Here is a 12,543-nt window from a genome sequence, read left to right on the forward strand (position 1 = left end):
GGGCCTCCGTCGTCCCGGGTGGTCGCCCGCGTCAGACCTGGCGCGCGAACGTCAGCACGGCGTCGGCGAGGAGCTGCACCGCGATCGCGGCGAGCAGCAGACCGGCGATGCGGCTGACGAGCATCGTCCCGGAGTCCTTCAGGACGCGGTGGATCGCGTTGGCGAACCGCATGGACAGCCACAGGCACAGGTGGACGAGCACGACGCCGATCGCGATGGCGACCCAGTCGGTCGCCTCGCTGGCCTGCTGCACGAACACCATGGTCGCGACGATGGCGCCGGGCCCGGCGAGCAGCGGCGTGCCGAGCGGCACGAGCGCGACGTTGCCCTGCGTGCCCTCGAGGCCCTCGTTGCTGTCCATCTTGCCGGTGAGCAGCTCCATCGCGACGAGCAGCAGCAGCAGGCCGCCCGCGCCCTGCAGCGCCTCGACCGAGACGTGCAGGTAGTTGAGCAGCGACTGGCCGAACAGCGCGAAGCCGACGATGACGCCGAACGCGACGAGGATCGCCTGGCGCGCGGCGCGTGCGCGCTGCTGGCGCGTCATCGAGCCGGTGAGCGCGAGGAAGATCGGCACGGTCCCCGGGGGGTCCATGATGACGAACAGGGTGACGAACACCGAGATGAACAGCTGCACGTCGAGCACGGCGCTCACGCCGCCACCACCTCCGTCGTTCCCTGCCGGACGATCTCGTCCAGCACCTCGGGCCGGGTCAGATTCTCCCCCAGCCGGTTGGCCTTGCCGTCACCGTGGTAGTCGCTCGACCCCGTGACGAGCAGCCCGAGCCGGTCGGCGAGGCGCAGGAGCCGCTCGCGCTGCTCGGCCGAGTGGTCGCGGTGGAAGACCTCGAGCCCCGCGAGGCCGGCCTCGGCGAGCTCGTCGAACACGCGGTCGGGCACGATGCGCCCGCGCGCGTCGGCCGCGGGGTGCGCGAACACGGGGACGCCGCCGGACGCGCGGATCGCGGCGACGGCCGCGGGCGCGTCGGGCGCGTAGTGGTCGACGTGGTACGGCCCGGACGACGCGAGCAGGTGCGCGAACGCCGCGTCCCGGTCGGGGACGACGCCGAGCGCGACGAGCGCGTCGGCGATGTGCGGGCGGCCGACGACGACCGCGTCGCGGGCCTGCTCCTGCACGTCCTGCCACGTGATCGGCACGTCGCGCGCCATCCGCTCGACGATGCTGCGCGCGCGGTGCACGCGCGAGTCGCGGGCCCGTGCGAGCTCGCCCGCGAGCGCCGGGTGCGCGGGGTCCTGCAGGTAGGACAGCAGGTGCACGCTGACGCCGTGCGAGCGCGCGGACACCTCGGTGCCGCGCACGAGGGCGACGCCCGCGACGGGCGCGGCGGCGGCCGCCTCGTCCCAGCCGGCCATGGTGTCGTGGTCGGTGAGGGCGACGACGTCGAGGCCCGCGTCGCGGGCGGCGGTCACGAGCTCGGTGGGGGTCTGCGTGCCGTCCGACGCCCGCGAGTGCGTGTGGAGGTCGATGCGCACCGGCACACGCTAGCCGGTCGCGACCGGGACCCCGGACGGCCGTCGTGCGGCCCGCGGTGCCAGACTGGGGGCGTGAGCACCGAGAGCGCGGACGACCTCACGTCCGAGACCCCGACCCCCGCCCAGGACGAGCAGCCGCTGGAGTCGCGCGGCTCCAACCGCTCGCACCGCCCGCAGTCGCGACGGTTCGTCGAGTTCGTGACGTCGGGGTGGGGCGAGCGTCCGCCGTCGACGGCCGCGCGCGCCGAGGTCGCGGACTTCACGGCGGCGCGCCGCAGCGCGCTGTCGGCGCGGTTCCCCGGCCGGCGCCTGGTGGTCCCGGCGGGGCGGTTCAAGGTGCGTTCCAACGACACCGACTTCCGGTTCCGCCCGCACGCGGCGTTCGCGCACCTCACGGGCCTGGGCACCGAGCAGGAGCCCGACGCCGTGCTGGTGCTGCACCCGGTGGCCGACGGCACGGGCGACGACGGCAGCGCGCACCACGCGGTGCTGTACATGAACCCGCTCGCGGGCCGCGACACGCCCGAGTTCTTCTCCGACGCGCGGTACGGCGAGTTCTGGGTGGGCGCCCGCCCGACGCTCGACGAGGTCGCGACCGTCACGGGCGTCGAGACGGCGCACCTCGACGACCTGCGGGACGCGCTCGCCAAGGACGTCGGCGCCGGTGGCGTGCAGCTGCTCGTGGTCCCGGAGGCCGACGAGGCCGTCGACGAGGTGGTCGCGCAGATCCGCGGCGAGGAGTCCACAGGCGAGGCGGACGCGCTGCTCGCCGAGGCCGTGTCCGAGCTGCGCCTGCTCAAGGACGCGTACGAGGTCGCGCAGCTGCAGCTCGCGGTCGACGCGACGGTCGCGGGCTTCGAGAAGGTCGTGCGGTCGTTGCCGCGCGCGGTCGCGCACCGGCGCGGCGAGCGCGTCATCGAGGGCACGTTCCTGGGGCACGCGCGCGAGGAGGGCAACGACGTCGGCTACACGACGATCGCGGCCGCGGGCGAGCACGCGACGACGCTGCACTGGACCGACAACGACGGCCGGGTGCGCGCGGGCGAGCTCGTGCTGGTCGACGCGGGCGTCGAGGTCGACTCGCTGTACACGGCGGACGTGACGCGCACGCTGCCCGTCGACGGCACGTTCACGGACGTGCAGCGCCGCGTGTACCAGGCCGTGCTCGACGCGGCGGACGCGGGCTTCGCGGCGGCCGTGCCGGGGGCGCGGTTCCGTGACGTGCACGACGCCGCGATGCGCGTGCTCGCGGCGCGCCTCGAGGAGTGGGGGCTGCTGCCGGTGAGCGCCGAGGAGTCGCTCGACCCCGACAACCAGCACCACCGCCGGTGGATGGTGCACGGCACGAGCCACCACCTGGGCCTCGACGTGCACGACTGCGCGCAGGCGCGCGCCGAGCTGTACCTCGACGGCGTGCTGGAGCCCGGCATGGTGTTCACGATCGAGCCGGGCCTGTACTTCAAGTCCGACGACCTGCTGGTGCCCGCGGAGTACCGCGGGATCGGCGTGCGCATCGAGGACGACGTGCTGCTGACGGCCGACGGCAACGTCAACCTGTCGGCCGCGCTGCCGCGCGACCCCGACGCGGTCGAGGCGTGGATGGCGGCCCTGCGCGAGGGCTGACCGCCCGCACGGGCCGTGACGCGGACGCACGAGGGCCGCACCACCCGCGGGTGGTGCGGCCCTCGTCGTGCGTCGTGGTGCGCGCGGGGTCAGACGCTCCCCGGGCCCGGGCCCGGGGGCGGCGGCGGGGTGCCGGGCTGCGCGGGGTCCCGGCCTGGGGCGGCGCGGCCGGCGGGTACGGCGTGCCGGGCTGCGGCGGGACGGGCTGCGGCGGGGTGGGCGACCCGGCGGGCGCGTCGGCCACGGGCGGCGGGTACCCGGTGCCCGGGGCCGAGGGCGGCGGACCGACGGGCGGCGCGGGCGGTGCGACCGGCTCGGGCCACCCGGACACGACTCCCCCCGTCTCGGCGAGCAGGTTCCGGGCCTTGTGCGCGTGCTCGGCCTGGCACAGCACCGAGTACGAGGTCGCGACGATCTGGCTCGCGGACGCGAAGTCGCGCCGGCCGCGCGTGAACGAGTAGCCGATGACCGACAGCAGCAGGCCGAACGCACCGCCGAGCAGGATCGCGGGCAGCATGATGCCGGGCCCGCCGGTCGGCGAGAACAGCGTGAGGATCAGCCCCACGAACAGGCCGAACCACGCGCCGGAGAGGAAGCCGCCGAGCGCCGCGCTCGGGTAGGAGAGCCGCCGGATGACGCGCTCGACCATGCGCAGGTCGCTGCCGACGATCGTCACGGCGCGCACCGGGAACGACTTCTCGGCGAGCAGCTCGACGGCCTTCTGCGCCTCGAGGTAGGTGCCGTAGCGCGCGACGGTCTCGCCCGTCGGGAGCGTGGGCGTCGTCGGGATCCGCTGGGGCTGCGTGAACGCCATGGGGTGATCCTCCCGCACGTGCCTGGGAGTCGCCAGGGAGCGGGCCGAACGTCAGCCGCTCGATCCGGCGATTGACGGTGAGGTAAGGCTCACCTTACCGTTGCGCCGCCGGGCGTGAGGCCCGCGTCGCACGTCGCCGGAGGACCCGTGGCCAGTCGCAGCAAGCACGTCAAGCCCGAGAACCAGCGCATCCTGCGCGGCGAGGTGCTCGCCCGCGAGCGCGTGAGCCCCCACATGCTGCGCGTCACCGTGGGCGGCGGCGAGCTCGCGGACGAGTTCACGCCGCGCGGCTGGGACCAGTGGTTCCGGCTGTTCGTCCCGCGCCCCGGGCAGGACGTCCTGCACCTGCCGGGCTCCGTGACCCTGCGCGGGTACACCCGCTTCCTCGCCATGCCCGACTCGCGGCGGGCCCTGCTGCGCAACTACACGGTCCGCGCGGCGCGCCCGGGCGAGATCGACATCGACCTGGTGGCGCACGGCGACGTGACGGCCACCACCCCGAGCGCCGCGGGCTGGGCCGCGCGGTGCGAGGTCGGCAGCCCGGTCGCGCTGCTCGACGAGGGCGTCGGTTGGGCCGGTGACGGCACGCACGACTGGACGCTGGTCGTGGCCGACGAGTCGGGGCTGCCCGCCGCGCTGGGGGTCCTCGCGTCCCTGCCCGCCGACGCCCGCGGGCTGGCGCTGCTCGAGGTCCCGACCCCCGAGGACTCCCAGCCGGTCGTCGGGCCCGCGGGCGTCGAGGTGCGCTGGCTCGCACGCGACGACCACGACGCCGTGCCCGGCGTGCTCGCGCTGCGCACCGTCGTCGCCGCGACGCTGCCCGCCGGGCGCCCCTACGCGTTCGTCGTGGGTGAGCAGGCGCTCGCCGCGGGCGTGCGCCGTCACCTCGTCGCCCGGGGGGTCGACAAGCGCGACATCACCTTCTGCGGGTACTGGAGGCACGGCGCCCGACCCGCCCGCTGACGGGCCGGACGACCGGCCCCGGGCCGCAGCACGACGTTCACCGGCCGGCCACCGGCGCGCGACCGGCCGCTCACCGGTGCGGCGTCTAGGCTGACGGCCGTGAGCAGCGTCGGGACCCGGGTGTTCGTCGCGCGCCTCGCCGGGACCACCGTGTTCGACCCCATCGGGGACGAGGTGGGGCGGGTGCGCGACGTCGTCGTGCTCGTGCGCCTCACGGGTGCGCCGCGCGCCGTGGGGCTGGTCGTCGAGGTCCCGGGGCGCAGACGCGTGTTCCTGCCGCTCACGCGCGTGACGGCGGTCGACGCGGGCCAGGTCATCTCGACGGGCCTGCTGAACATGCGCCGGTTCGAGCAGCGCGCGTCCGAGACGGTCGTCATGGGCGAGCTGCTCGACCGCACGGTCGAGCTCGCGGACGGGTCGGGCCAGGCGCGCGTCGAGGACGTCGCGATCGAGCTGCAGCGCAACGGCGACTGGCTCGTGACCAAGGTGTTCGTGCGGCGCGTCGACCCGCGCGGCGGGCTGCTGCGCCGCCGCGGCGAGACGCTGCTCGTGCCGGTCGAGGACGTCGTGGGCCTCGGGCGGCCGTCGGCCGCGCAGGGCGCGCAGCTGCTGCTCGCGCAGTACGAGGACCTCAAGCCCGCGGACCTCGCCGACGTGCTGCACGAGATGGGCTCGACCCGGCGGCTGGAGGTCGCGTCCGCGCTGGACGACGAGCGCCTCGCCGACGTGCTCGAGGAGCTCCCGGAGGACGACCAGGTCGCGATCCTCGGCAACCTCGAGCGGGGCCGCGCGGCCGACGTGCTCGAGGCCATGGAGCCCGACGACGCGGCCGACCTGCTGGGCGAGCTGCCCGACGAGCAGGCCGCCGAGCTCCTCGCGCTCATGGAGCCCGAGGAGGCCAAGGACGTGCGCCGCCTGCTGGCGTACGAGGACAACACCGCCGGCGGCCTGATGACGACCGAGCCGGTGATCCTCGGGCCCGAGACGACGATCGCGGCGGCGCTCGCGCACGTGCGCCGCCAGGACCTCACGCCGGCGCTCGCGTCGCTCGTGTTCGTCGCGCGGCCGCCGCTCGAGACGCCCACGGGGCGCTACATCGGCGTCGTGCACCTGCAGCGCATGCTGCGCGAGCCGCCGCACGAGTCGATCGGGCAGATCGTCGACACCGACCTCGAGCCCGTCGCGGTCGACGCGCCGCTGCTGTCGGTGACGCGCCAGCTCGCGACGTACAACCTGCTCGCGCTGCCGGTGGTCGACGAGCAGCGCCGCCTGCTGGGCGCGGTGTCGGTCGACGACGTGCTGGACCACCTGCTGCCGGACGACTGGCGCGAGACCGACGACGTGCACGCGGGGCCGCCGACGCGTCCCACGCCCGTGGTGCGCAGCGCGCCGCCGGGGGTGACCCGTGCCTGAGCGCCTGGACCAGCCGCGCACGCGCGGCCTGTCGTTGCTGTCGCGGGGCGGCACGCGGGACGAGGACGCGTCGGGCCGGATCTCCGAGTCGATCGCCCGGTTCCTGGGCACGCCGCGGTTCATCGTGTGGCTCACGGTGTTCTGCGTCGTGTGGCTCGCGTGGAACACGTGGGGCCCGCGCGAGCTGCGGTTCGACCAGGCGTCGAACGGGTTCACGGCGCTCACGCTCATGCTGTCGCTGCAGGCGTCGTACGCGGCCCCGCTGATCCTGCTCGCGCAGAACCGGCAGGCGGACCGTGACCGCGTGCAGGCCGAGCAGGACCGGCAGCGCGCCGAGCGCAACCTCGCCGACACCGAGTTCCTGGCGCGTGAGATGGCGTCGCTGCGCATCGCGCTGTCGGAGGTCGCGACGCGCGACTTCGTGCGCTCGGAGCTGCGCAACCTGCTCGAGGACCTGCAGGCGGAGAACGCGGGGCACGAGGACGCGGGCGACGAGCACCGGGCGCCGGACCCGGGCCGGCGGGGCGCGCCCGAGCGCTGAGCGGGCCCCACGGCCCGCGGACCGCCCGCCCGCCCGACCTACGATGGTCGCGTGCCGCCCCTCGACGACTCCTCCCCCGCCGACCCGCTGCTCGACGCCGTGCGCACCGCGCTCGCCGGTGTGCAGGACCCGGAGATCCACCGCCCGGTCACCGAGCTGGGGATGATCCGGTCCGTCGACCTCGAGCCGCGCGACGGGGGCACGTTCGTCGTCGTCGGCCTGGACCTGACGACGCCCGGCTGCCCGCTCAAGGACACGCTGACGCGTGACGTCACGGCGGCGGTCGCGCCGCTCGACGGCGTGGTCGGTGTGCGGGTCGACCTGGGAGTCATGACCGCCGAGCAGCGCAGCGCGCTGCGCACGATGCTGCGCGGCACGGACGCCGAGCCGCAGATCCCGTTCGCGCAGCCGGGTTCGCTGACGAAGGTGATCGCCGTCGCGTCGGGCAAGGGCGGCGTCGGCAAGTCGTCGGTGACGGCGAACCTCGCGGTCGCGATGGCGGCGGACGGGTTGCGCGTGGGCGTGGTCGACGCCGACATCTACGGCTTCTCGATCCCGCGGATGCTGGGCGTGGACCGCCCGCCGACCAAGGTCGACGACATGCTGCTGCCGCCCGAGGCGCACGGCGTGAAGGTCGTGTCGATCGGCATGTTCGTGCCGGCCGGGCAGCCCGTGGTGTGGCGCGGTCCGATGCTGCACCGCGCGCTGCAGCAGTTCCTGGCCGACGTGTTCTGGGGCGACCTCGACGTGCTGCTGCTGGACCTGCCGCCGGGGACGGGCGACATCGCGATCTCGGTGGCGCAGCTGCTGCCGGGCTCGGAGATCGTCGTGGTGACGACGCCGCAGGTGGCGGCGGCCGAGGTCGCCGAGCGCGCGGGGTCGGTCGCGGTGCAGACCCGGCAGCGCGTCGTGGGCGTCGTCGAGAACATGGCGTGGCTCGAGCAGCCCGACGGCTCGCGCCTGGAGCTGTTCGGCGCGGGCGGCGGCGAGCGCGTGGCGGCCAACCTCACGCGGCTGATCGGCTCGGACGTGCCCGTGCTGGGGCAGGTGCCGATCGACGTGCGGCTGCGCGAGGCCGGTGACGGGGGCACGCCCGTGGTGCTGACGGCGCCCGACTCGCCGGGGGCCGTGGCGCTGCGTGAGGTGGCGCGCGGTCTCGCGGGACGCCCGCGCAACCTCGCGGGCCGTCCGTTGGGCCTGTCCCCCGTCGGCCGCTGACCGCCGGGGCGTCTCCCCCGTCCGGCCTCTCCCGGTCGTGCCCGTCAGTGCGGGGTTCGGCCGGTTCTCGACGCCGCGGACCGGCAGAACCCCGCACTCGGGCGTGGAGGGGTCTGCCGACGGTGGGTCACAGACCCCCGGGCTGTTGGTTTTTGTTCGGGCGTGATGGATACTGTTCGCATGCTCGCGACGCAGAGGCAGGAGCGCATCCTCGCCGAGGTCCGTGCGCACGGGGCCGTGCGCGTCGCCGACCTCGTCGCGGCCCTCGACGTCTCCGACATGACCGTCCGCCGCGACATCGCCGAGCTCGCGCGCGCCGGGCTCGTGCGCCGGGTGCACGGCGGCGCGGTCGCCCCCGAGACGCCCGCGCGCTCGACCGACGAGCCCGGCTTCGAGGCCAAGCGCACGTGGGCGTCCGCCGAGAAGGCCGGCGTCGCGCGGGCCGCGCTGGTCGACGTCGAGCCCGGTCAGGCGCTCGCGCTGTCCGCCGGGTCCACGACGTGGCTGCTCGCCTCGATGATCGCCGCCGACCCCGCGCTGCGGCCCCTGACCGTCGTCACCAACGGCCTGCGGGTCGCCGACGTCCTGCACGGCGCCGACGACGTCGAGGTCGTCCTGACCGGCGGGGCCCGCACGCCGTCCGACGCGCTGGTCGGGCCCGTCGCCGACGCGACCCTCGCGAGCCTGCGCGTCGACCGCGCGTTCCTCGGCGTGCACGGCCTGGACGCCGACGGGCCCACGACCCCCAACCTCGCCGAGGCCGCGACCGACCGTGCGCTCGTGCGCGGCGCGGCCGCGACGACCGTGCTCGCCGACCACACCAAGTGGGGCACCGTCGGCCTCGCCCGCATCTGCGGGTTCGACGAGATCGACACGCTCGTCGTCGACACCGGGCTGTCCGCCGACGCCCGCACGCACCTCGAGGCCGCCGTCGACCGGCTCGTCCTCGCCACCCCCGCACCCGTCACCGGAGACGCCCCGTGAGCACCCCCGACCACCGCACGGACAGCACCGCCCCCGACGTCGCCGCGCGCGTGCGCCGCACGTCCACCCGCCTCGCCGACGGTCGCGAGCTCCTCTACTTCGACGACTCCGAGCCGTACGTCTCGGGCGCCGCCACGCGACGCCTCGACGACCCGCGCCCGCTGCCCGACCGGTTCGCGCCGGTCGTCGACGCGGACGGCGTCGCGCACCCCGTCACCGGCCCCGAGCTGCGGCTCGACCCGCTCACGGGCGAGTGGATCCCCATGGCCGCGCACCGCATGAACCGCACGTTCCTGCCGCCGGCCGACGCGAACCCGCTCGCGCCCGCCAAGCCCGGCGCGACGTACCAGGACGGCGAGATCCCCGACACCGACTACGACGTCGTCGTGTTCGAGAATCGGTTCCCCTCGCTCATGGCCGTCCCCGGCGTCGACGACGCGACCGAGCTCGTCGACGGCCAGCCGCTGTGGCAGCGCCGGCCGGCGAACGGCCGCTGCGAGGTCATCTGCTTCTCGTCCGACCCGACCGCCTCGCTCGCCACCGTGAGCCCGCGCCGCATGCGCACGATCGTCGAGGCCTGGACCGACCGCACGCGCGAGCTGTCCGCGCTGCCGGGCGTCGAGCAGGTCTTCTGCTTCGAGAACCGCGGCAAGGAGATCGGCGTCACGCTGCACCACCCGCACGGGCAGATCTACGCGTTCCCCTACGTCACGCCGAAGACCCGCGCGATGCTGCGCCAGGCGCGCGCGCACCACGACGCGACGGGCCGCGTGCTGCTGCGCGACGTGCTCGACGCCGAGCTGCGGCACCGCGAGCGCGTCGTGCTGGAGTCCGAGCACTGGGTCGCGTACGTGCCGTACGCCGCGCGCTGGCCCGTCGAGGTGCACCTCGCGCCGCGCCGCGACGTGCCCGACCTGCCCGCGCTGACGGACGCCGAGAAGGCCGACCTCGCGACGACCTACCTCACGCTGCTGCGCCGGCTCGACCAGTTCTTCGTCGACGGCGACGGCGGGGCGATCCCGCTGCCGTACATCAGCGGCTGGCACCAGGCGCCCGTGCGCGAGGGCCGCGACGTGTCACGCCTGCACCTGCAGGTGTTCTCGGTGCTGCGCGCGCCGGGCAAGCTCAAGTACCTCGCGGGCGTCGAGTCGGCCATGGCGTCGTGGATCAGCGACACGACCCCCGAGCGCATCGCACGTCGCCTCCAGGAGCTCGCGTGAGCCCGGCGGGCGACGCCGCCCGGAACCCTGCCACGGCACCCGCCCCGACCGACGCGACGACCCCGGAGCACGACATGACGACGCCCGTCTGGACCCCCGCGTGGGACCGCGCCGAGGGCGCGCGGCGCGCCCGCGACCTGTTCGTCGCGACCTACGGCGCCGCGCCCGAGGGCGTGTGGTCGGCGCCGGGACGCGTCAACCTCATCGGTGAGCACACGGACTACAACGGCGGCCTCGCGCTGCCGATCGCGCTGCCGCACCGCACGTACGCCGCGGTCGCGCGGCGCGACGACGACGTCGTGCGGCTGGTCTCGGCGCAGGAGCCGTCGGGCGTGCGCGAGGTGCGCCTGGCCGACGCGGCGCCCGGCGCGGTGGGCGGCTGGGCCGCGTACGTCGTGGGCGTCGCGTGGGCGCTGCGCGAGGCGGGCCACGCCGTGGGCGGGTTCGACCTCGCGATCGACTCGTGCGTGCCGTTCGGCGCGGGCCTGTCCTCGTCGGCGGCGCTCGAGGCGTCGGTGGCCGTCGCGCTCGACGCGCTGCACGGCCTGGGCCTGGCCGGGACGGTGGACGCCGCCGGTGCGGCGACCGACGACGCGGGCCGCGCGACCCTCGCCGCGGTGTGCGTGCGCGCCGAGAACGAGATGGCCGGCGCCCCGACCGGCGGCATGGACCAGGCCGCGTCGCTGCGGGCGCGCGCGGGCCACGCGCTGCTGCTCGACTGCCGCGACGGCGCCGTGCGGCACGTGCCGTTCGACCTCGCGGCGCACGGGCTCGCCCTGCTCGTGGTGGACACGCGCGCCGAACACTCGCACGTCGACGGCGAGTACGCGCAGCGGCGGGCCGCGTGCGAGGAGGCCGCGCGCCGCCTCGGCGTCGGCTCGCTGCGGGACGTCGCGGACGACCCGCGCGGCGACGCGTGGGCGCTCGAGGCGCTCGCCGCGACGCCCGACGGTGAGGCGCTGGTGCCGCGCGTGCGGCACGTGGTCACCGAGATCGCGCGCGTGACGGCGTTCGTCGCGGCGCTCGACGCCGACGCCGTCGAGGCCGTGGGCCCGCTCATGGACGCGTCGCACGCGTCGCTGCGCGACGACTACGCGGTGTCGTGCCGCGAGCTCGACGTCGCGGTCGACGCGGCCCGGGCCGCGGGCGCACGGGGCGCGCGCATGACGGGCGGCGGGTTCGGCGGCTCGGCGATCGCGCTGGTCGGGGCGGACGACGTCGCCGGGGTCGCCGGCGCGGTGGCCGCGGCCTTCGCCGAGCGCGGCCTCGCCGCACCCGCGTTCGCGGTGGCCGTCGCGGCACCGCCGGCAGGCTGACCCGCCGAACCGGCCCCGCCGCACCGCCCGCCTGGCTAGTGTCCTGCTCGTGCAGGGGCGACGCGGGGCAGGGGTGCAGCGGGCCGTCCGGACCGTGCTGGCAGCCGTCGTGGTGGCGGCCGCGCCGGCGGCGTGCAGCGACGGCGGGGCCGCGACGGACGCACCGACCATGGCCGGCCCGCTGAACGAGTACACCGCCGAGTACCTCGCGCGCACCACGGCCGCGGCCGAGCGCGCGCGCGTCGCCGGCGCCGACGCCGTCGCGGCGTGCATGCACGCGCAGGCTTCGACCACGTGCCGTTCGGGGACACCTGGTCGTCCGGCGTCGTCTGGGCACCGGGCGGCGACTCCGCGTGGACGCGTGAGCACGGCTACGGCATGGTCGAGGGCCTCGGCACGTCCACCTCGGAGCAGACCGCCGAGGACCCCAACCAGGAGATGGTCGCGGCGATGAGCCCAGCCGAGCGCGAGGCGTACACGCTCGCCCTCGACGGCCCCGTCGGCGAGCCCGGCTGCGCGGCGCTGCAGCCCGACGGCGACGACGCCTGGTCCGACGAGACGTTCGTGCACTTCTTCCACGAGGCGTCGCGCCTGAACGCCGAGGCGAGGGACTCCCCCGCCGTGGCCGCCCTGGAGGAGGAGTGGCGGGTCTGCATGGACGACGCGGGGGTCCCGGGGTACGAGACCCCGGACGACGCGCGCGCCGACGTGCAGGGCAAGGTCGACGCCGCCCGCCCCGGCGGGGCGGGGCCGATCCCCGAGCCGCGGCGCAGCGAGCTGCGCGAGCTCGAGCTGCGCGTCGCGACCGCCGACGTCGGCTGCGACGAGCGGGTGGGGCTCGCGCGGACCGTCGACGACGCCGTCCGCGCGGCGCAGACGGCGTACGTCGAGCAGCACCGGGCGGAGCTGGACGCGTGGGTCCTCACGTGGCCGCCCGCCGGGGACTGACCCGCGGATCCG

Annotated in this window: 12 protein-coding genes; 9 read left to right on the forward strand and 3 right to left on the reverse strand. The window is 75.9% G+C overall.

Going from position 1 to position 12,543, the window contains the following annotated elements:
- Positions 1-31: 31 nt before the first annotated feature.
- Positions 32-652 carry a MarC family protein gene (locus GY42_RS07470; RefSeq protein ID WP_046528857.1) on the reverse strand — a complete coding sequence of 207 codons (621 nt, stop codon included), beginning with the start codon at positions 650-652 and terminating at the stop codon, positions 32-34.
- A complete protein-coding gene (locus tag GY42_RS07475) occupies positions 649-1,491 on the reverse strand; it encodes a PHP domain-containing protein (RefSeq protein WP_046530682.1) in 843 nt (280 codons plus the stop codon). The genes GY42_RS07470 and GY42_RS07475 overlap by 4 nt, the downstream gene beginning before the upstream one ends.
- 72 nt (positions 1,492-1,563) lie before the next feature.
- On the opposite strand from GY42_RS07475, the gene GY42_RS07480 reads away from it, so the two are divergent.
- Positions 1,564-3,114 carry an aminopeptidase P N-terminal domain-containing protein gene (locus tag GY42_RS07480; protein WP_046528858.1) on the forward strand — a complete coding sequence of 517 codons (1,551 nt, stop codon included), beginning with the start codon at positions 1,564-1,566 and terminating at the stop codon, positions 3,112-3,114.
- On the opposite strand, the gene GY42_RS19790 is transcribed toward GY42_RS07480, so the two are convergent.
- The gene (locus tag GY42_RS19790) at positions 3,041-3,928 is read right to left on the reverse strand and encodes a general stress protein (protein ID WP_236686743.1); all 888 of its coding nucleotides are present in this window, start codon (positions 3,926-3,928) and stop codon (positions 3,041-3,043) included. The genes GY42_RS07480 and GY42_RS19790 overlap by 74 nt on opposite strands.
- A 147-nt stretch (positions 3,929-4,075) precedes the next feature.
- Between GY42_RS19790 and GY42_RS07490 the strand changes: the two genes are divergently transcribed.
- The 8 genes from GY42_RS07490 to GY42_RS07525 all read left to right on the forward strand — a co-directional run bounded on the left by GY42_RS07490 (position 4,076) and on the right by GY42_RS07525 (position 12,531).
- Positions 4,076-4,891 carry a siderophore-interacting protein gene (locus GY42_RS07490; RefSeq protein WP_046528859.1) on the forward strand — a complete coding sequence of 272 codons (816 nt, stop codon included), beginning with the start codon at positions 4,076-4,078 and terminating at the stop codon, positions 4,889-4,891.
- Positions 4,892-4,990: 99 nt separating this feature from the next.
- Positions 4,991-6,304, forward strand: a complete 1,314-nt coding sequence (locus tag GY42_RS07495) for a magnesium transporter MgtE N-terminal domain-containing protein (RefSeq protein WP_046528860.1) — start codon at positions 4,991-4,993, stop codon at positions 6,302-6,304.
- The gene (locus GY42_RS07500) at positions 6,297-6,845 is read left to right on the forward strand and encodes a DUF1003 domain-containing protein (protein WP_046528861.1); all 549 of its coding nucleotides are present in this window, start codon (positions 6,297-6,299) and stop codon (positions 6,843-6,845) included. Before GY42_RS07495 ends, GY42_RS07500 begins: the two co-directional genes overlap by 8 nt.
- 51 nt (positions 6,846-6,896) lie before the next feature.
- Positions 6,897-8,063 (forward strand): Mrp/NBP35 family ATP-binding protein, encoded by a 1,167-nt coding sequence (locus GY42_RS07505; protein ID WP_046528862.1) that lies wholly within the window; start codon positions 6,897-6,899, stop codon positions 8,061-8,063.
- 180 nt (positions 8,064-8,243) lie between these two features.
- Positions 8,244-9,047, forward strand: a complete 804-nt coding sequence (locus GY42_RS07510; protein ID WP_046528863.1) for a DeoR/GlpR family DNA-binding transcription regulator — start codon at positions 8,244-8,246, stop codon at positions 9,045-9,047.
- On the forward strand, positions 9,044-10,267 hold the full coding sequence (galT, locus tag GY42_RS07515; protein WP_046528864.1) for a galactose-1-phosphate uridylyltransferase: 1,224 nt from the start codon (positions 9,044-9,046) through the stop codon (positions 10,265-10,267). Before GY42_RS07510 ends, galT begins: the two co-directional genes overlap by 4 nt.
- A gap of 74 nt (positions 10,268-10,341) precedes the next feature.
- Positions 10,342-11,583: a galactokinase gene (galK, locus tag GY42_RS07520; RefSeq protein ID WP_046530684.1), complete on the forward strand. Its 1,242-nt coding sequence runs from the start codon at positions 10,342-10,344 to the stop codon at positions 11,581-11,583.
- Positions 11,584-11,850: 267 nt separating this feature from the next.
- A complete protein-coding gene (locus tag GY42_RS07525; protein WP_152667239.1) occupies positions 11,851-12,531 on the forward strand; it encodes a hypothetical protein in 681 nt (226 codons plus the stop codon).
- The last annotated feature ends 12 nt before the right edge of the window (positions 12,532-12,543 follow it).

The organism is Cellulomonas sp. FA1, from assembly GCF_000986825.1.
GTDB classification, from domain to species: Bacteria; Actinomycetota; Actinomycetes; order Actinomycetales; family Cellulomonadaceae; genus Cellulomonas; species Cellulomonas iranensis.